The following is an 18,198-nucleotide window of genomic DNA, read 5'->3' as shown; positions in this document are numbered from 1 at the left end:
CGAGGCAAATTAAGCCAAATTCCGCTGATTTTCTTGCATAAAACTATGAACACGATACGCGCTTCGACCCTGCATCCAGCTCAATCCTCTCGAAGCCAGAAACGCATGATTGTCCTGCTACGCGCGTTGGCGCCCGACGAGGGCTACAACCTGACGGCACTGCCGAGCGTCCGCATCTTGCGGTCGAACCGGGCGCTATCGCGCACGCCCGTTCTGTACGATCCCGGTATCGTGATCGTCTGCCAGGGCCGCAAGCGAGGTTATTTCGGCGACCGGCTCTACCTGTACGACGAGCGTCACTACCTGGCCGTGTCCGTGCCCGTGCCGTTCAGCATGGAGACCGACGCAACCGAGGAGCGCCCACTGCTCGCGCTGTATCTGCACCTCGATTTCGCATTGGCCGCCGAACTTGCGGAGCGGATCGACCGCGAAGGCGTGGGGGAGTGCGCACCAGCACCTCAAAGCATGATGTCGACGCCGATGGATGATGCAATGCAAGCGTCCGTGCTGCGCTTCCTCGAGGCGATGCATCGGCCACTCGAATCTGCTGTGTTGGGCGCCGGGCTGCTGCGTGAACTGTATTTCCGGGTGCTCACCGGAGCCCAGGGAGGCTCGTTGCGCGAGGCTTTGGCGATGCGAGGACAGTTCGGCCAGATAGGCCGCTCACTCCGCCTGATTCATGCAAGCTATGCGCAGCCCCTCGACGTGAGGCAGCTGGCCGACGAAGCGGGTATGAGCATTCCGAGTTTCCACAGCCACTTCAAGGCAATTACGCAGGTGTCGCCGATGCAATATGTGAAGTCGACGCGCCTTCATCAGGCTCGCCTGTTAATGGTGCGCCAGGAGCTAACCGCGGAGGCGGCGGGACACGCTGTGGGTTATGCGAGCCCGTCCCAGTTCAGCAGGGAATTCAGGCGTCTGTTTGGCTTGACGCCTGCCGCAGAGGCTAAGCGTATGCGCGAGAGCTTCGCGATCCCGGCAGTATTCGCTGATACGGCTTATGTCTCGTCGCACTGAATTTGCCGCGGTTCGGTTCGATCGTAGATCAGTGATCGGACATCCACGAGTGTCTGCTAGACGGTGAGTCACAACCGGCACCGGTGAGCGCGAACGTTCGATATCGCACCGATTGTCCGAAAGTTAGGGGGGATATTGGGACGGCGGCCGTTTCCAAGCGGCGATGCAAACCACCGAGCCAATGGATCAACTGACTGCATGAAGGACTCAATCAACAACACACCGCTGGTCGCTCGGCTGCGCGACGTAGAAACCAGATGGAAACGATCCCATGCCCAAGATCTTTTTCGAGCGGCCTGGTAAAGGCTCCGTGTTGACCGCTTCTCTTGACGACGAATACACAATCGCGGTCACGAGCCCAGATTGCTGTGCGTGTGTGGATGACGAAGCACGAACTCGTCGGGCCATGTGCCTGCGTGAGGGTTCGCGATAACGTCGCAAGGCTAAAGTTCTTGCGCAGCAACGACTCGAAACCCGCGGGCAGATGCGATTGGTGGAATGACTATCGCTCCCATTCGCCGGAGTCTTCTTGAATCGAAGCCTGCGCGATAAACGCAACTCAGCTCAGGTTTCAGATCGCGACACAACCCCGTGCCCGCTCCGGCTGCTCAGAAACTTTGTAACTAAAAAAATTTGGAGAAATTGCAGAATGGACCGTTTCGATACAGCAATCCAAACTTTCCTGACGCACATTGCTTTGAGTTGCGCCATGTTGAACCACGCGATAAGAATCATCGCGGACCTATACACATTCAAAGGTTTGGTGCTCATGCCCGTATTGTGGTGGATATGGTTCAAACCCAGCCAGCGTGGCGAATGGGAGCGTGAAATGGTCGTCGCGACGATCGCGAGCGGCCTTCTTGCGCTCACAATATTCAGGCTCATTGCGCATTATTTGCCATTCCGTATGCGGCCTCTCTTTAATCCTGAGCTGCACTTGAATTTTCCATCGGGTGGTCTGGAAGCGGCCGTGCTGCCAGCCTGGAGCTCCTTTCCGAGTGACCACGCAATGCTGTGGATTTCGGTCGCAACTGGGATCTTTCTGGTTTGGCGCGGCGTCGGCATGCTCGCACTGTTATACACCGCGATCTTCATTTGTCTGCCGCGCGTTTATCTCGGCTGGCACTATCCGACCGACATACTTGCGGGGGCGGCGATTGGAGCGACCATCACCTGGATAATGACTCGGGACGCCGTTAGAACGCGTTTTTCAGTGCCGATTCTGGGGTGGATGCACAAATTTCCCGGGCCCTTTTATACCCTCTTGTTTGCCTTGTGTTTTGAACTGGTAACCCAGTTCAACGAGTTACTGGTTCTGGGGCGATCGGTATTACAAGGCCAATGATCACGCGGGGAAAACGCGCGCGCCAGGCTGAGATCGACCAAGCGTATCTGATCGATACCGCCAGTCCATTGTCATTTGATGGGGCGCAGCGAGCGCTTGATTGTCGGCAATCGCACAGGCTCGTCATGGCGTGACGGTTTTACCCGACGTGTCGACCTCGATCCTCCAGTCGCCTTGCTCGAGCCAGTCATCACCGGGCAGTTCCGCCGGATGCTGGGTGCGGCTCCGCCCGTTCGCAGCCGTCGTGTCGGACACTGCGACGGCCTGGCAGGAGCTTCACGGGCTTCAGCATCCCGGCGATCAGGCGAGATTGATGACACCCAATCCCATAGAACCGGTCCAGGGACTGCGAGCCGAGCACGTTTTGCCTTTATTGCTGAAGAATTGTCTGGAAGCGCACAGATTCCCCCGATACGCCTCGTATGCTTTAGCGCTATAAGCGAAGCCAAAATGACAACCAGATGGCTTCTCGAGGCCGCTCGCATTCAACAATCACATGCGGAGTGTGGCACTCAACGTCGGGGGACACCATGAGAAATCAAGCGAACAGCACCGTCGCGATTCCGTCATATTTCAAGCGTGCCACGTCATCGGTGTTACCTCGATGGGCGCTGGCTCGTTACTGTTCACGCCCACTTCGATTCCCCGGCGCTAGCCGCGCCTTTGCGAAATTCAGGATCGCGTCCACCTAATCAGCGTCCAGAGCAGAGCGCAAGCTTTAGCTAACAAGGTGCTGTCGGTGACTGTTGCGTGAGCGCATACGGAGTCAAATAATGAGCCTGAAAAAAATGCAAGAGGGCGTGGTGGCCATTGAAACCGCGCTCGTACTTCCGATCCTGCTGCTGATTGTGTTTGGGATCGTCGAGTTCGGCCTGGCGCTGTACGACCAGGCTGTCATCACCAACGCCGCCAGGGAGGGCGCGCGGGCGGGCATCGTGCTAACAAGTCCCAGGCCCACGACGACAAACATCACCAACGTGGTGACCAGCTATACGTCCTCGTACCTGATTTCGTTTGCGACGAAAAACCCCACACCGTCGGTCTCGGTGACCAACGCAGGCGGGTCGTTCGGCACCGCGTTGGCAGTCAAGGTTTCGTACACGTTCACGGGGTTGCTGCTCGGCCCCCTGATGAACCCGTTGACTGGGCCGATCACCTTGAGCTCAACGGCCACGATGAACAACGAATAAGAAGAACATCATGCGTAACATCCATACCATGCGTACTCAGCGCCGCGCAAAATCGATGAAGAAGCAAAAGGGTGCGGTGGCGATCATGGTCGCTCTGCTGCTGCTTATGCTCCTGAGCTTCGCGGCGCTCGCGATCGACATTGGCAACCTGATGCTCGCCCGCACTCAGGCACAGACTGCCGCCGACGCTGCGGCGCTTGCAGGGGCACAGTGCCTATATGCCCAAGCCAACAACCCTGGCTGCAACAACGCGAACGCCGCGAATCCTGATTGGAACGACTCGCAGACCGAGGCTGTTTCGTTCGGACCGAATAACAACGTCCAAGGGAGAGCCGTGCAACTGCATCCGTCGGATGTCACTACCGGCTATGTGAATGTCACCGATGTCGCGGCTGGTGTATCCCAGGCAACCGTGCCGATAGCAAGCGGAAACATCGTGCCGGCGGTCCAGGTGACGGTCCACAAGGACGGGACCGACTCTAACGGGGTCGTCCCGGTGTATCTGGCACAAGTGCTGAACATCGCGTCGCTGAAGACGAGTGCGATAGCGACTGCGGTCGTGGCTAGTCCTGGAACCGCTGAAGTTGGGGCACTGTTCCCGATTGTCATGTCGAAATGCCTCTACGACACCTACTGGAATTCGGCGACCAATTCACCCGATCTTGCTACCAGTACAACCGACCCCCAAGCGGCGAACAACGGCACGCCAATCCCGCAAACGATCGGCCAACCGTACATCTTCGGGATCAGAGCGTCGTATCAGGCCGCCAATTGCAACGCAGGGCAATGGACTTCCCTCTCATCGGCGAACAGCCAGCTTGGTTCCAGCGAGATAGTCGGGTTGATGACGAGCGGAAACGCGAGTCCGATGTCTATCGGCGAACCGATCTATCTTGAAACGGGCCTAAATAGCAATGCGTTCCACAGTGTTGCAACGTGTAGTCAGATCCCGGCGGGTTCGGCGGGTAGTTGTGCCTGGGTGACGGTAGCTGTAGTGAGTAACGTCACGGGGGGACAAGGGAGTACTCCGCCGATAGTCGCATTCGGGTGCCTGCACATCCTGAACGAGACGGGCAGCGGCTCCAACGCAGTCATCACCGTTCAGATGGGCAACGATCCCAACTACTGCAAAAACAACCAAATGGACGGCATCGGGCCCAACTATGGGACGATCATGATGCCCCGGTTGGTTCAGTAGCTTTGCAATCGAGACGTCGTGGCAATCAGGGCCGACCCGTTGGGGCGAACTCGGCCTTCTGGCGCGTTTATGACCGGCCAGTCACACCAACTTTTTTCTACCGTCGCGATCTGTGTTGGCAGTCGCGGCTATTCGGTCACGCTACGCCCGATGAAATTGAACCGCCTGGTCGCTTTGCGCTCATTTGCGCCCGGTTGCCAGCCTTGATTGCTCTCATTGGCCGGCTGGCGACTTTGTGGTTGGGGTCGCAAGCGAGTTGTTAACCCCGTGAGCGGGGGGGCGGGACGTCGAGCTACTGTTCGCGCTATTCGGCTGGCCCGAGGTCGGCGACCCGGCGCCGCTGTCCGTGTTGGTGGCACCAGGCGTGCCGTAGCCACTCGTTGCAGCGGCCGGCGACTGTGTGGTCGGAGTCGCCAGCGAGTTGTTGCTTTGGGCATATACGCCGCCCGACAGCGTGAGTGCGGCGACGGCCGCGATCAATGTGGTGGTTGACTTGTTCATGACACGCTTCTCCTTGGTTGGACTGCGATTTCGACGGAAACGATGCTTCCGCACCGTTTCCGTCGTGCTCGCCTAATGCCAAGTTTAGGAAAGCGGTGGCTGATAGTTACGCGCATTATTCACAATGGTGAATATCGATTTTCGGCGCTAACCGGGTAACCTGACGCGCGCTGGTCCCCAATCTGAGGCTATCAGTCACCGCGCGCAAGACGGCCACTGCGGCCGCCATTATTTCTCTTCCCGCATCGACGGCGTAAACGTGATTCCGACCAGCAATCCTTCCGGCCCGATGAAGCGACTGACCGTCTGGCCCCACGGCTCATTCCGGTTCCTGACCAGCATCCGATACCCTTGCGATTCAAGTTCCGCCGTTGCCGCCTGGACGTCGTCGACATCAAACTCGATCCAGGCTTGCGGGATGGGTACGTCGCGAGGCCACGAATCCGTGCCGAAGCACGACTGGGAAGCGTGGGAGAGCGGCCACAAGGCGAAAGAGTTTGCGCCGTTCAGACCCTCCGTATGGAGATAGCCGCCGTTCTCTTCCTTGAAGGGGATACCGAAGGCCCGACCGTAGAGATCACGGCTTGCCTGGGCTTCAATCACAATCGGGCCAAAACCTGCGATGAACAAGGCCGTGGCTTTTGGGATCTTTTCCATGGCTTCTCCTTTGCCGCGAAAGAGCGGCGCGATGAAGAACGAACAGGTTCGCCCACGCCCATCGAACTGATCTGGCGGCGAGTTTTCCAGTACCGCGGGGCATGGCATGGTTGAGTGTAGGCTTGTTTCGGGTGGCCGGCGATGCATCGCGCGGCGCCGTGGCGCGTGCGTCGACGCGAAACGGCGTTGGCACGCTTTACCGTCGCTTTGCAAGAATTGCAGAAATGCGCGCGGGTCCGATGCCCGGCCATCAAGCCTTGGCGTCGATGCCGTCTTGCGCGTTGTCCTCGCCGCCTCGTTCAAGCGTGCTGCGATATGCACGCGACTGCATCTCGGCAAGCCGGCTCAGCGTACGCGACAGATCATGCGCGCCTTCGAGACCGATCAACGCGGTCTCGATCGGCTGATCGGAGGCGATGAAGAGCGCACGCTTGCGGTCGTAGAAAATGTCGATCAGCCAGACGAGGCGCTGCAGCGTATGCGACTGCCTCAGCGCTTCAGTATGCAGGCGATCGACGATCAAGCCTTGCCATTGCTCGGCGAGATCGAGGTAGTCGAGGTGCGAGCGGCTTGCGACGCACAACTGCTCGAAGTCCGCCCACAGCAGCGCGCGGCCGGCTGCCCGCGCTTCGAGCGGCCGGCCCGCCGCGCTCAGCCTGACCGGCTCGATCGCAGCGTCGCGTTCATGGCTCGTGAAGATATCGCGCAACGCGGTCTCGTTCGACGCATCGAGCGGCGCGAAAAAGCGCGGCACCTCGGCCGCTTCGCCGCCGAAGCGGTAATCGCGCACGCCGTCGAAATGGATCACCGTGAAGCCGCGTTTGATCTGCGCGATGGTCGGCAGAAAGCGCTCGTGAAACTCGGGGTCGGGCAACAGATCGTCCGGTGCGTAGTTCGACGTCAGCACGATACGCGTACCCAGGTTGATCGCGGTGTCGAGAAAGCGGCCCATCAGAAACGCGTCGGCGATATCGTGCACATGGAATTCGTCGAAGCACAGCAGTTCGATACCGTCGAGCCATTGCCGCGACACGTCGCCGAGCCGGTCGTCGCCACGCGGCGCGTGCACGAGCCGGCGGTTCATCTCGCGCAGGAACTCGTGGAAATGCAGGCGCCGTTTGCGGCATGGCGCAAGCTCGAACAGCGTATCGACGACGAGGCTCTTGCCGCGGCCCGGCAGTCCGTGACAGTAGACGCCTTGCGGCCCGAACGCGGCGGTGGACCATGCCTGCCGCGCGCGCTGCTGCGCGCCGACCAACCCGGCGAGCGCGCCGATGGCCTCGCGCTGCCGCGCATCGGCAGAGATGCCGCGCGCGGTCAGTGCGCGCGCGATGCGGGTTTCGTCAAGCATGGGCAAGAGCGTCCATGCCTGATGACGCGCACGACGCGAATGATGCGACTTGCGCGAATGACGCAGTGTGGGCCGCCGCGAAAACGGCGAGGACGTGTGTGAGCATGAGATAACGGCCGACGTGATGGCCTGCGGCGAAGCAGACCCAATGAGCGCGTGCACGGAGCGCGCGCCATTTTACCAGCCACGTTCTGCGTCGAACGTTGGCGCGCACACGCGTCGTCGAGCCGCTACCGCGTCATTTGTCGTGATGCCCCGGCAGCACGGCACCGAGCACCTGCTTCGCCGTTTCGACCACCACGTTGCCCTGATCGGGGTCGCCCTTCATCAACGTCTCGGCGAACGCTTTGGCCTGCGCGAGCGTGACATGCGGCGGCAGCGGCGGCACGTTCGGATCGGCCTTCACCTCGATCACGACCGGACGATTCGACGCAAGCGCGTCGTCCCAGGCGGTGGCCATCTGATCGGGATTGTCGACATAGATGCCCTTCAGACCGATCAGCTCCGCGAAGCGGTGATACGGCACGGACGGAATGCTCTGCGAGGCCTCGAACTTCGGATCGCCTTCCATCACGCGCTGCTCCCATGTGACCTGATTCAGGTCGCCGTTGTTGAGCACCATGCAGATCCAGCGCGGATCGCTCCAGCCTTGCCAGTACTTCGCGACCGTGATCAGCTCCGCCATGTTGTTCATCTGCATCGCGCCGTCACCGACGAGTGCAATCACGGGCCGCTCGGGGTACGCGAACTTCGCCGCGATCGCATAGGGCACGGCCGCGCCCATCGACGCGAGCCCGCCCGACAGCGAGCACATCATGCCGCGCTGCACTTGCAGATCGCGTGCGTACCAGTTCGCGACCGAGCCCGAATCGCTGGTGACGATCGCGTTCGAGGGAATGCGCTTCGACAGCTCCCATACCGAGAGCTGCGGATTCAGGCCATCTTTCGCGGGTTCGTGCGCGCGTTTTTCCAGCGTCTTCCACCAGTCGGACACCCAGCCTTCGATGCGCTCGCGCCACAGCCGATCCTTCTTTTCCTCGAGTAGCGGCAGCAGCGCGCGCAGCGTCTCGGCGCTATCGCCGACGAGGTTCACTTCCATCGGATAACGCAGGCTCAGCATGTCGGCCTTGATGTCGATCTGCACGCCGCGCGCGTCGCCTTCCTTCGGCAGAAATTCCGAGTAGGGGAAGCCCGAGCCGATCATCAGCAACGTATCGCAATGGGTCATCATGTCGTAGCTCGGCTTCGTGCCGAGCAGGCCGATCGAACCGGTTACCCACGGCAGATCGTCGGGCAGCGCGGCCTTGCCGAGCAGCGCCTTGGCGACGCCGGCGCCGAGCTTCTCGGCGATCGCGATCACTTCGTCGGTCGCGTGCAGCGCGCCCGCGCCGACCAGGATAGCGACCTTGCGGCCCGCGTTCAGCACGTCGGCGGCCTGGCGCAATTGCTCGTCGCTCGGCACGACGCGCGGGCGCGCGTAACCGATGCCCGAATGCAGCGTGCCGTGCTTGCGCCCCGGCGGCTCGTAGGAAATGTCCTGCAGATCGTTCGGCAGTATCAGCGCCGTGACCGCGCGCTCGGCGAGCGCGATGCGCACCGCGCGATCGACCAGATGACGGACCTGCGCGGGCAGCGTCGCAAAGCCGACGAACGAGCCGGCCACGTCCTTGAACATCGCGGGCAGATCGAGCTCCTGCTGATAGTGTCCGCCGATCGCCGCGCGCGCCTGCTGACCGGTAATCGCCAGCACCGGCATGTGATCCATGCGCGCGTCGTACAGCCCCGTCAGCAGATGCGATGCGCCCGGCCCCGAGGTGGCGATGCACACGCCCAACTCGCCGGTGAATTTCGCATGCGCGGAGGCCATGAACGCGGCCATTTCTTCGTGACGGACCTGGATGAATTCGATCGGGCCCGGCTGATCCGTGCTTTTGTGGCGTTTCTTCGCTTCGCTCTGCGCGCGGTTCAACGCGCCGAACACGCCGTTGATGCCGTCGCCCGGATAGCCGTAGATTCGCCGCACACCCCATGCATGCAGCCGCCCGATGATGAAATCGCCGACGGTTTCAGCCATGATCCTTGCTCCTCGATAGCCAGTCGATGCCGCCCTGCGAAATGGGCGGCCGTCGTCGGTATCGGCGAGCAAGGGTTGTTCCTTGCGAATGGCTTGCTACCCGGTCTTGATCCTCGGCTGCGGCGCGTCGAGCGGTTCGTGGCCGAAGCGCTCGTATTGCGATATCACCTGCGCGCCGAACAGCAGCAAGGTGGCGAGCCATTCGAAGCTGAGCAGGATCACGATCGCCATCGTCAGCGAACCATAGACGACGCTGACCTGCGACAGCGTGGCGAAATACCAGACCAGCACGTGCCGCGTGATCTCCCACAACGCGCCGGCCACCACGCCGCCGATCAGCGCGTGTTTGAGCGACGGCCGTCCCACCGGCATCACCAGATAAACCGAGGTCAGCACGAAGATTTCGCCGGCGAGCCCGAACAGATACAGCATCACTCGCGAGAAGCCCTGCAACGACACGTGCAGGCCGAACAGTCTGAGTCCTTCGGCGCCGATCGTGTCGAGCGTGCTCGACACGAACGTGACGATCAGCAGCCCCACGCCGAGAAACAGAATGTAGCAGTACGGCAGCAGCGCCGAGATCAGGAAGTGGCGCCGCTTCACGACGACCCGATGCACGAAGATCAGCGACATCGCGTTTTCGAGCACGGTGAACGCGAGCGAGCTGAAGAAGATCATCGTCAGCAGCAGCACCCAGCCGATTACCGCGCGATGCAGCAGGAAGTTCGACAGCTCACGCACGAGCGCGGCCGATTGTCCGGGCACGAGCCAGCGCAGCAGATGCGCAAGCGCGTCGAGCACCAGTTGCTGCGGCACCACGCGCGACAACACGATGACGATCAGGATCAGCAGCGGCACGATGGACAGCAACGCGTAGTACGCGACCGCGCCCGCGAGCAGCAGCCCCTGGTTCGCGCGAAACGCTTTCAGCGTTTGCAGCAGGAAGCGCCAGGGATGTCTGGCGATATACAGCGCTTGCTGGTCGAGCAGGATCGGCATGAGGCCTCGCGGTGCGCGCCGGGCACTGCCGGATGGCAGCCGCTCTCGACACGCCTGTGTGCTTTATATACCGTAAGCAGAAACGGGGCCATCAATGGCGCGGCATATAGTTTGCTTGGCCGCGTTCGCAAGCTCGCGTTCCCTTGCCGAGGACAGCCGATGGATCAGCCGCCGCGTCAGACCGACACCGCACCGCAAGCCAACGATCTGGTGATCGCGCGGCCGGAGGGACTGTATTGCCCGCCCGGCGATTTTTACATCGATCCGTGGCGGCCGGTCGAACGCGCGGTGATCACACATGCGCATTCCGACCACGCGCGTTTCGGTCATCAGCGCTACCTGGCCACGCGCGCGGGCGCGAGCGTGCTGCTGTCGCGGCTGCCCGGCATCGCGCTGCACACGCTCGACTATGGCGAGCCGTTGACAATCGGCGCGGCGCGCGTGTCGCTGCATCCGGCCGGGCACGTGCTCGGCTCGGCGCAGGTGCGCATCGAACACGCGGGCCGCGTGTGGGTGGCGTCGGGCGACTACAAGCTCGAAGCCGATCCGACCTGCGCCGCGTTCGAACCGGTGCGCTGCGATACGTTCATCACCGAATCGACGTTCGGTCTGCCGATCTACCGCTGGGATACGCCGCAAAGCGTGTTCGATTCGATCGATTCATGGTGGCGTCACAACGCCGCCGAAGGGCGCGCGTCGGTGCTGTTCTGCTATTCATTCGGCAAGGCGCAACGCGTGCTCGCGAGTGTCGATGAGGCGATCGGGCCGATCTTCTGCCACGGCGCGCTCGAGCCGCTCAATCGCGCGTATCGCGACGCGGGCGTGCGTCTGCCGGCGGTCGGTCTGGTCGGCGAGATTGCCGCGAAAGACAAGGGCGTATTCAAACAGGCGCTGATCGTCGCGCCGCCGTCCGCGCAGAACAGCGCGTGGCTCAAGCGCTTCGGCGACTACAGCGATGCGTTCGCGTCGGGCTGGATGCGCCTGCGCGGCGCGCGTCGCCGGCGCGGCGTCGATCGTGGCTTCGTGCTGTCGGATCACGCGGACTGGCCGGGTTTGCAAACGGCGATACGCGAGAGCGGCGCCTCCCGCGTGATCGTCACGCATGGCTCGATCGAACCGATGGTGCGCTGGCTCAACGAACAGGGCCTGCACGCCAGCGCGTTCGAAACGCAATACGGCGACGATACCGTCGAAGCCGACGCGGCCGGCGCCGACGAAGCGCCGGCGGCGAGCGAATCATGACGGGCACCGTATGAAACGCTTCGCGGCTCTCTACACCGCGCTCGATGCGACCACGTCGACGCACGACAAGCTCGCGGCGCTGACCAGTTATTTCTCGGTGGCCGACCCCGAAGACGCGGCATGGGCGTCATATTTCCTCGCGGGCGGCAAGCCGCGTCAACTCGTGCCGACGCGTTTGCTGACCGAAATCGCGCGTGAGCGCGCCGGCTTGCCCGAGTGGCTGTTCGAGGAGTCGTATCACGCGGTGGGCGATCTGGCCGAGACCATCGCGCATATCCTGCCGCCCGCGTCGCGCAACTCCGAGCTGGGTCTCACGCAATGGATCGAGCAACGCATGCTGCCGTTGCGCGGCCTGCCGCCCGACGAGTTGCGCAGGCGTCTGCTCGGCTACTGGGACGAACTCGACTGGGGCGGTCGTTTCCTGCTGACCAAGCTGATCGGCGGCGGCTTTCGTGTCGGCGTCGCGCGGCAACTGGTGGTGCGTGCGCTCGCCGAAGTGGCCGGCGTCGATCACAAACGGATCGCGCAACGAATGGTCGGCTGGACCGATTCGCGACAGAAGCCCGATGCGGCGCGCTATCTGCGTCTGATCGCGCCGCAGACCGACGACGATACGCAAGCGCACGCGCCTGAACACGATAGCGACCTCGGCCTGCCGTATCCGTTCTTTCTCGCGCATCCCTTGCAGACCGATCCGGCGACGCTCGGCGATCCCGCGCAATGGCTGATCGAGTGGAAGTGGGACGGCATACGCGCGCAACTGGTCAAACGCGGCGGCCGCGTGTGGTTGTGGTCGCGCGGCGAGGATCTGATTACCGATCGTTTTCCCGAAGTCGCGGCATTGGGCGAGTCATTACCCGATGGCTACGTGATCGATGGCGAGATTCTCGCGTGGGAGCCAGGCGCGGCAGCGCCATTGCCGTTCGCGCGGCTGCAACCGCGCATCGCGCGCAAGACGCTGACGCGCAAGATACTCGCGGATTCGCCCGCCGCGCTGCTCGCATACGATCTGCTCGAAGCAAACGGACAGGACCAGCGCATGAACCCGCTCGTTGACCGGCGCGCACGCCTCGATGCGCTGGCCAGCTCCGTCGATGGCACGCTCGCGCGTGGTCTGCTGCGCATATCGCCGCTGGTCCTTGCAGCGGACTGGACCGCGCTCGCGGCGTTGCGCGACGAGAGCCGCGCGCGCGGCGTCGAAGGTTTGATGCTCAAGGAGCGCGAGTCGATGTACGGCGTCGGTCGTACCAAGGCGCCGGGCACGTGGTGGAAATGGAAGATCGAGCCTTATGCGGTGGACGCTGTACTTGTTTACGCGCAGCGCGGTCATGGCCGTCGCGCGAGTCTTTACACGGACTACACGTTCGCGGTGTGGGACGAGGCCGACGGCGTGCGCACGTTGGTGCCGTTCGCGAAGGCCTATTCAGGGCTCACAGATGAAGAGATGCGTCGGATCGATGCGATCGTGCGCAAGACCACCGTCGATAAATTCGGCCTCGTGCGCAGCGTGACGCCAACGCTCGTGTTCGAGATCGGCTTCGAAGGGATACAGGCGAGTTCGCGTCACAAGTCCGGCGTGGCCGTGCGTTTTCCACGCATGCTGCGCTGGCGCACGGACAAACACATCGACGACGCAGACACGCTCGCGATGCTGAAAGGGTTCATCGATAATCGTGCGGGATAACCCGCAGAGCACAAACCCCTAACATGTCGAGCATTTTTTTATCGGCATCGTCGCTTATTCTTTGTTAAGACCGCGTCATCGATTCGCGCCATCAGTGCGCAAGCGGCATGCCTTGCGTGGCCCCCCAATCCGTTGAAATTACCGATAACCTGCGACGCCCCGGAACGAGGCGGATAGCACAAAGACAGAGCGTCAATCGATGTTGCGCAGCGCGCACATCGTAGGCGCCGTCATTCAAACGCCGTGATGAATGGGCACGCTGAATCCCGCATTCCAGCTGATTGAAACGATGGAATGCGCGACGAGGCGTGCTGGCCGCGGCATCGTCCGCTGCGAAGCGGGAATAACAAAAAGCTGATCGTAGTCCGGCAAAAGCAATGGGATCGAATCTTGCACGTGTGGCGCGGATGCCCTTCAGGGCCAATGTAAAAGGGCGAGAAATAATGACAGTGTTCAACGACAACGTGGACAGCAGCGACGACGTGCTCGTATGGCGACCGATCCGCTATGCGATGGCCGCGCATCGTCGTGTGCTGGTAGTCGACGATTACCGGGAAGCGGCCGATGCGCTGCAAATGCTATTGATGGCCGACGGCTTCGAATGCCGCGCGCTCGACGATCCGTTTGCCGTGTGCGAGACCGCGCGCGAATGGCAGCCGTTCGCGGTGGTGCTCGACATCAAGATGCCGGGACTCGACGGGCTCGAACTCGCGCGGCGGCTGCGCGCGCATCCGCAGACTTCGCACATGCTGCTGGTCGCATGTACCGCGTCTGCGTCGCGCGACGATCGCGCGCTCGCGAAGGCCGCCGGCTTCGACGCGCACTGCGCTAAACCATTGACACCCGAGCGTCTGCTGCGCGTGCTCGAATCGGCGGCGGCGTTGCATGCGGCGGAGCCATCATCTGAATCACGCTGTTAGCGAAAACTTGCTGACAGGTCTGTTATTTCTGCACGGTCGCCGCCAGAAAATCGCACTCGTCGCTCTGCGAATCTGTTTGTCATCAATCTGCCATCTATCTGCCATCTGTCCGGCGCGCAGCAGTTTCCTCTCGCTATTGCACGCAGGCCCACTCGTTGCTGAAAGTCCGATGACGTGAGGAGGAAATCCGATGACTACCCCCGATGCTGAAACCGCCCGGGCCGACGCGCCCGCGTCGCATGCATTGACGTTCGAGATCAACGGCGAGACGCGGCGCTTCGACGTCGAAGCGTGGACCTCGCTGCTCGATCTGCTGCGCGAGCATGCGCACCTGAGCGGCACCAAGAAGGGCTGCGATCACGGTCAATGCGGCGCTTGTACGGCGATCGTCAATGGCCAGCGGATCAATACCTGCCTCGCGCTCGCGGTCGTGTACGACGGCGCAGCGATCACGACGATCGAAGGTCTCGCGAACGGCGACACGTTGCATCCGCTGCAGCAGGCGTTCATCGATCACGACGCGTTCCAGTGCGGCTACTGTACGCCCGGACAAATCTGCTCGGCGCACGCGATGCTCGAAGAAGGACATGCGCGCTGCGCGGACGATGTGCGCGAGCAGATGAGCGGCAATCTGTGCCGCTGCGGCGCGTATCCGAACATCGTCGCGGCGATTCTCGACGCTGCGCATTTCGGTGACGATGACGCAAGGCAAGACAGTGCGGTCGCGAATAAATCTGGAGCGCGGCCATGAACCGCTTCTCGTACACGCGCGCCGATGCGGTGCAGGATGCGCTCGAACGGCATCGTTCGGACAGGGGCGTCGCGTTCATCGCGGGCGGCACGAATCTGGTCGACCTGCTGCGCGAAGACGTGGCGCGGCCGGCTTTGCTCGTCGACATCAACCGTTTGCCGCTCAGGCAGATCGAAGCGTCGGCGCAAGGCGGCCTGAAGATCGGCGCGCTCGTAACCAATAGCGCGCTCGCGTATGACGATACCGTCGCGACACGCTACCCGCTGCTCGCGAAGGCGATCCTGGCGGGCGCGTCGCCGCAGATTCGCAACGTCGCGACGGTCGGCGGCAATCTGCTGCAACGTACGCGCTGCTACTACTTCTACGACATTGGCACGCCGTGCAACAAGCGCGAACCCGGCAGCGGCTGTCCGGCGCTGCACGGCGTGAACCGCATTCACGCGATCCTCGGTGCGAGCGAGCACTGCATCGCCGTGCATCCGTCCGATATGTGCGTCGCGTTGGCGGCGCTCGGCGCCACCGTGCATCTGATCGGCAACGACGGCGCACGCACGCTGCCGTTCGCGGATTTTCACCGGCTGCCCGGCGATACGCCGCAGATCGACACCAACCTGCGCGACGACGAACTCGTGACCGCGATCGAACTGCCGCCGCAAGGGTTTGCCGCGCATCACGCGTACGTGAAGGTGCGCGACCGCGCATCGTATGCGTTCGCGCTGGTGTCGGCCGCGGTCGGTGTCGAACTCGATGACGAGTCGCGCATCGTCGACGCGCGTTGCGCGCTCGGCGGGGTCGCGCACATGCCGTGGCGCGATCCCGCCGCCGAAGCCGCACTGCGCGGCGCAACGCTGAACGCGCGAACGTTGCGCGACTTTGCGGCGACGTTGCTGCGCGGTGCGCGCCCTCAGCGCGACAACGCGTTCAAGATCGAACTCGCGGCGCGCGTGATCGTGCGCGCCTTCGGCGAGGCCATACAACGTTCGTTCGAGGAGGCCGCGCGATGAACCGTGCCGAACCCTTGCCGTCGACAGGCAGCCCGAAGCCTGCCACCGGCGTGCCGCATTCGCGTGTGGACGGGCCCGTCAAAGTGACCGGCGCCGCGCAATATGCCGCCGAGTTCTGCGTCGAAGGGCTCGTGTATGGCGTCGTCGTGTCGGGCACGATCGCGACAGGCAAGATCGTGTCGATCGATACCTCGGCCGCTGAGGCGCTGTCCGGCGTGCTGCTCGTGCTCACGCATCGCAAGCGCCCGGCGCTGCCGTCGGACGTCGACGCGTTCAAGGACATGGTCGCGCCCGACGGCACGCCGTTGAGGCCGCTGTGGGACGAGCGCGTGTGGTACAGCGGGCAGCCGGTCGCGCTGGTGGTCGCGCAATCGCTGGAACTGGCGCGCTACGCGGCGTCGCTGGTGCAGGTGCGTTGCGAGGCCGGCTCGCACCAGACCGATATCGAAGCAGCGTTGATGAGCGCCGTGCCGCCGTCGGCCGAGAAGGGCGGCTTCGATCCGCCTCCGCCCGAGCGTGGCGACCCACGCAAGGCCTTGGCCGATGCAAAGGCGCGCGTGGACGCGTTCTACACGACACCACCGGAGTATCACAATCCGATGGAAATGCACGGATGCACCGTGGTGCCCGATGCGCAAGGACGCTTGACCGTCTACGAAAAGACTCAGGGCGTCGTCAATACGAAGGGCTATCTGACGCGTGTGTTCGGTTTGAAAGACGACGAAGTGCAGGTGGTGTCGCCGTTCGTCGGCGGCGCGTTCGGCTCTGGGTTGAGGCCGCAATATCATCTGGCGCTCGCGGTAATGGCCGCGCGCGAACTGAAGAAACCCGTGCGCGTCACGCTGACCCGGCAGCAGATGTTCACCTTCGCGCATCGTCCGCAAACGGTGCAGCGCGTCGCGCTCGGCGCGTCGGCGGATGGCCGCCTGCAGGCGGTGATCCACGAGGCGGTGTCGGAAACCTCGCGCTACGAGGACTACTGCGACGTGGTGGTCAACTGGGCGGGGCAACTGTATCGATGCGACAACGTGTCGATGGGCTACAGGGTCGCGAAGCTCGACGTGCCGACACCGGCCGACATGCGCGCGCCCGGCGCGACACAAGGGCTCTTTGCGCTCGCAGTCGCGATGGACGAACTGGCCGAGGCATTGCGGATGGACCCGCTCGAATTGAGGCTTGTCAACTATGCGGAGCGCGACGCGAACAGGAATCTGCCGTTTTCGAGCAAAGCGCTGCGCGACTGCTATCGCGATGGCGCGGCCCGCTTCGGCTGGGCGGGGCGGCCGCTCGAGGCGCGTGCACGCCGCGACGGCAACGAGTTGATCGGCTGGGGCATGGCGACCGGAGCGTGGGACGCGATGCAGAACGAAGCGGCCGCACGCGCGGTGTTGACGCCCGATGGCCGCGTCAGCGTGTCGAGCTCGACCGCCGATATCGGCACCGGAACCTACACCGCGATGACGCAGATCGCCGCCGATGCGCTCGGCGTGCCGCTTGGCGACGTCAGCTTCGAACTCGGCGATACCCGGCTGCCGAAGGCGCCGATCGAGGGCGGATCGTGGACGGTGTCGTCGGTGGGCAGCGCAGTCGATGCCGCGTGTACGCGCCTGCACAACCGTCTGGTTGAACTGGCGCGCGAACATGGTGGGCCACGGTTCGCGTCGGCGACTCGCGAACACGTACGGCGCGAGCGCAACCGGCTCGTGTGCGGCCCACACGAGGACGACTCGATCGCGATCGCGACGCTGTTGCAGCGCGCCGGGCTGGACGAACTCGAAGAGCAGGCCAGCGTGAAGCCGCACGAAAAGCAGCAGGCGTATTCGATGGGCACGCATTCGGCGGTGTTCGCCGAAGTGCGCGTCGACGAAGCGCTCGGCATTGTGCGGGTGACGCGCGTGGTCAGCGCGGTCGCGGCGGGACGCATCGTCAATTTGAAGACGGCGGGCAATCAGGTCGCGGGCGGCGTCGTGTGGGGCATCAGCATGGCGCTGCACGAGCACGGCCAGTTCGATCACGCGCTAGGACGCCAGATGAATCACAACCTCGCCGAATATCACATGCCGGTGAATGCCGACATTCACGAGATCGACGTGCTGTTCGTCGACGAGCGCGATGACATCGTCAATCCGCTCGGCGTCAAAGGTGTCGGCGAAATCGGCGTGGTGGGCGTGGCCGCGGCAGTGTGCAACGCGATCTGGCATGCGACCGGCAAACGCATCCGCGATTTGCCCATTACGCCCGACAAGCTGCTCGGCTGACTACGCA

The 18,198-nt window shown here is 62.9% G+C and carries 15 protein-coding genes and 1 pseudogene; 10 read left to right on the top strand and 6 right to left on the bottom strand.

Features of this window, described 5'->3' with window-relative positions; genetic code table 11:
* Nucleotides 1-105 precede the first annotated feature (105 nt).
* Both HDG33_RS25465 and HDG33_RS25460 read left to right on the top strand, forming a co-directional pair.
* Nucleotides 106-1,017 carry an AraC family transcriptional regulator gene (locus HDG33_RS25465; RefSeq protein ID WP_260330585.1) on the top strand — a complete coding sequence of 304 codons (912 nt, stop codon included), beginning with the start codon at nt 106-108 and terminating at the stop codon, nt 1,015-1,017.
* A gap of 649 nt (nt 1,018-1,666) precedes the next feature.
* The gene (locus HDG33_RS25460) at nt 1,667-2,362 is read left to right on the top strand and encodes a phosphatase PAP2 family protein (protein WP_184035282.1); all 696 of its coding nucleotides are present in this window, start codon (nt 1,667-1,669) and stop codon (nt 2,360-2,362) included.
* A gap of 123 nt (nt 2,363-2,485) precedes the next feature.
* Here HDG33_RS25460 and HDG33_RS25455 read toward each other — a convergent pair.
* A pseudogene (locus HDG33_RS25455) lies at nt 2,486-2,632 on the bottom strand (DUF3079 domain-containing protein); the annotation flags it as partial.
* A gap of 503 nt (nt 2,633-3,135) precedes the next feature.
* Here HDG33_RS25455 and HDG33_RS25450 point away from each other — a divergent pair.
* Both HDG33_RS25450 and HDG33_RS25445 read left to right on the top strand, forming a co-directional pair.
* Nucleotides 3,136-3,552: a TadE/TadG family type IV pilus assembly protein gene (locus HDG33_RS25450; protein WP_184035275.1), complete on the top strand. Its 417-nt coding sequence runs from the start codon at nt 3,136-3,138 to the stop codon at nt 3,550-3,552.
* A gap of 10 nt (nt 3,553-3,562) precedes the next feature.
* The gene (locus HDG33_RS25445; protein ID WP_184035272.1) at nt 3,563-4,750 is read left to right on the top strand and encodes a pilus assembly protein TadG-related protein; all 1,188 of its coding nucleotides are present in this window, start codon (nt 3,563-3,565) and stop codon (nt 4,748-4,750) included.
* Nucleotides 4,751-4,963: 213 nt separating this feature from the next.
* Here HDG33_RS25445 and HDG33_RS25440 read toward each other — a convergent pair whose 3' ends face one another.
* The 5 genes from HDG33_RS25440 to HDG33_RS25420 form a co-directional block, all read right to left on the bottom strand.
* Nucleotides 4,964-5,251, bottom strand: coding sequence for a hypothetical protein (locus HDG33_RS25440; protein ID WP_184035269.1), 288 nt, complete (start codon nt 5,249-5,251; stop codon nt 4,964-4,966).
* Nucleotides 5,252-5,479: 228 nt separating this feature from the next.
* Nucleotides 5,480-5,908, bottom strand: coding sequence for a VOC family protein (locus HDG33_RS25435; protein ID WP_184035240.1), 429 nt, complete (start codon nt 5,906-5,908; stop codon nt 5,480-5,482).
* 250 nt (nt 5,909-6,158) lie between these two features.
* The gene (gene zapE, locus HDG33_RS25430; protein ID WP_184035236.1) at nt 6,159-7,259 is read right to left on the bottom strand and encodes a cell division protein ZapE; all 1,101 of its coding nucleotides are present in this window, start codon (nt 7,257-7,259) and stop codon (nt 6,159-6,161) included.
* Between the two features lie 238 nt (nt 7,260-7,497).
* Nucleotides 7,498-9,333 (bottom strand): thiamine pyrophosphate-requiring protein, encoded by a 1,836-nt coding sequence (locus HDG33_RS25425; RefSeq protein ID WP_184035217.1) that lies wholly within the window; start codon nt 9,331-9,333, stop codon nt 7,498-7,500.
* Between the two features lie 96 nt (nt 9,334-9,429).
* Entirely contained in the window at nt 9,430-10,332 is a 903-nt protein-coding gene (locus tag HDG33_RS25420; protein ID WP_184035215.1) for a YihY/virulence factor BrkB family protein, read from the bottom strand.
* A 159-nt stretch (nt 10,333-10,491) separates the two neighbouring features.
* On the opposite strand from HDG33_RS25420, the gene HDG33_RS25415 reads away from it, so the two are divergent.
* From HDG33_RS25415 to HDG33_RS25390, 6 genes are all read left to right on the top strand, one after another.
* Nucleotides 10,492-11,574 carry a ligase-associated DNA damage response exonuclease gene (locus HDG33_RS25415; RefSeq protein ID WP_184035212.1) on the top strand — a complete coding sequence of 361 codons (1,083 nt, stop codon included), beginning with the start codon at nt 10,492-10,494 and terminating at the stop codon, nt 11,572-11,574.
* Nucleotides 11,575-11,584: 10 nt separating this feature from the next.
* Complete coding sequence (locus HDG33_RS25410; RefSeq protein ID WP_184035209.1) at nt 11,585-13,258, top strand: ATP-dependent DNA ligase; 1,674 nt, start codon at nt 11,585-11,587, stop codon at nt 13,256-13,258.
* A gap of 443 nt (nt 13,259-13,701) precedes the next feature.
* The gene (locus HDG33_RS25405) at nt 13,702-14,178 is read left to right on the top strand and encodes a response regulator (protein WP_184035206.1); all 477 of its coding nucleotides are present in this window, start codon (nt 13,702-13,704) and stop codon (nt 14,176-14,178) included.
* Between the two features lie 190 nt (nt 14,179-14,368).
* Nucleotides 14,369-14,929: a (2Fe-2S)-binding protein gene (locus tag HDG33_RS25400; protein ID WP_184035203.1), complete on the top strand. Its 561-nt coding sequence runs from the start codon at nt 14,369-14,371 to the stop codon at nt 14,927-14,929.
* Nucleotides 14,926-15,933: a xanthine dehydrogenase family protein subunit M gene (locus HDG33_RS25395; RefSeq protein ID WP_184035200.1), complete on the top strand. Its 1,008-nt coding sequence runs from the start codon at nt 14,926-14,928 to the stop codon at nt 15,931-15,933. Before HDG33_RS25400 ends, HDG33_RS25395 begins: the two co-directional genes overlap by 4 nt.
* Nucleotides 15,930-18,191: a xanthine dehydrogenase family protein molybdopterin-binding subunit gene (locus HDG33_RS25390; RefSeq protein ID WP_184035197.1), complete on the top strand. Its 2,262-nt coding sequence runs from the start codon at nt 15,930-15,932 to the stop codon at nt 18,189-18,191. The genes HDG33_RS25395 and HDG33_RS25390 overlap by 4 nt, the downstream gene beginning before the upstream one ends.
* The last annotated feature ends 7 nt before the right edge of the window (nt 18,192-18,198 follow it).

The sequence above is a fragment of the Paraburkholderia sp. Cpub6 genome, assembly GCF_014201065.1.
In the GTDB taxonomy this organism is placed as follows: domain Bacteria; phylum Pseudomonadota; class Gammaproteobacteria; order Burkholderiales; family Burkholderiaceae; genus Paraburkholderia; species Paraburkholderia tuberum.
Note: the sequence above shows the minus strand (reverse complement) of the source record. Positions and strands in the feature narration are given on the sequence as shown.

Bases quoted from the DNA above. Each gene is read 5' to 3' on its own strand.
- HDG33_RS25435 (WP_184035240.1), bottom strand. From the start codon at position 5,908: ATGGAAAAGATCCCAAAAGCCACGGCCTTGTTCATCGCAGGTTTTGGC.
- HDG33_RS25400 (WP_184035203.1), top strand. From the start codon at position 14,369: ATGACTACCCCCGATGCTGAAACCGCCCGGGCCGACGCGCCCGCGTCG.
- HDG33_RS25425 (WP_184035217.1), bottom strand. From the start codon at position 9,333: ATGGCTGAAACCGTCGGCGATTTCATCATCGGGCGGCTGCATGCATGG.
- HDG33_RS25450 (WP_184035275.1), top strand. From the start codon at position 3,136: ATGAGCCTGAAAAAAATGCAAGAGGGCGTGGTGGCCATTGAAACCGCG.
- HDG33_RS25405 (WP_184035206.1), top strand. From the start codon at position 13,702: ATGACAGTGTTCAACGACAACGTGGACAGCAGCGACGACGTGCTCGTA.
- zapE (WP_184035236.1), bottom strand. From the start codon at position 7,259: ATGCTTGACGAAACCCGCATCGCGCGCGCACTGACCGCGCGCGGCATC.
- HDG33_RS25465 (WP_260330585.1), top strand. From the start codon at position 106: ATGATTGTCCTGCTACGCGCGTTGGCGCCCGACGAGGGCTACAACCTG.
- HDG33_RS25460 (WP_184035282.1), top strand. From the start codon at position 1,667: ATGGACCGTTTCGATACAGCAATCCAAACTTTCCTGACGCACATTGCT.
- HDG33_RS25440 (WP_184035269.1), bottom strand. From the start codon at position 5,251: ATGAACAAGTCAACCACCACATTGATCGCGGCCGTCGCCGCACTCACG.
- HDG33_RS25415 (WP_184035212.1), top strand. From the start codon at position 10,492: ATGGATCAGCCGCCGCGTCAGACCGACACCGCACCGCAAGCCAACGAT.
- HDG33_RS25420 (WP_184035215.1), bottom strand. From the start codon at position 10,332: ATGCCGATCCTGCTCGACCAGCAAGCGCTGTATATCGCCAGACATCCC.
- HDG33_RS25395 (WP_184035200.1), top strand. From the start codon at position 14,926: ATGAACCGCTTCTCGTACACGCGCGCCGATGCGGTGCAGGATGCGCTC.
- HDG33_RS25410 (WP_184035209.1), top strand. From the start codon at position 11,585: ATGAAACGCTTCGCGGCTCTCTACACCGCGCTCGATGCGACCACGTCG.
- HDG33_RS25445 (WP_184035272.1), top strand. From the start codon at position 3,563: ATGCGTAACATCCATACCATGCGTACTCAGCGCCGCGCAAAATCGATG.
- HDG33_RS25390 (WP_184035197.1), top strand. From the start codon at position 15,930: ATGAACCGTGCCGAACCCTTGCCGTCGACAGGCAGCCCGAAGCCTGCC.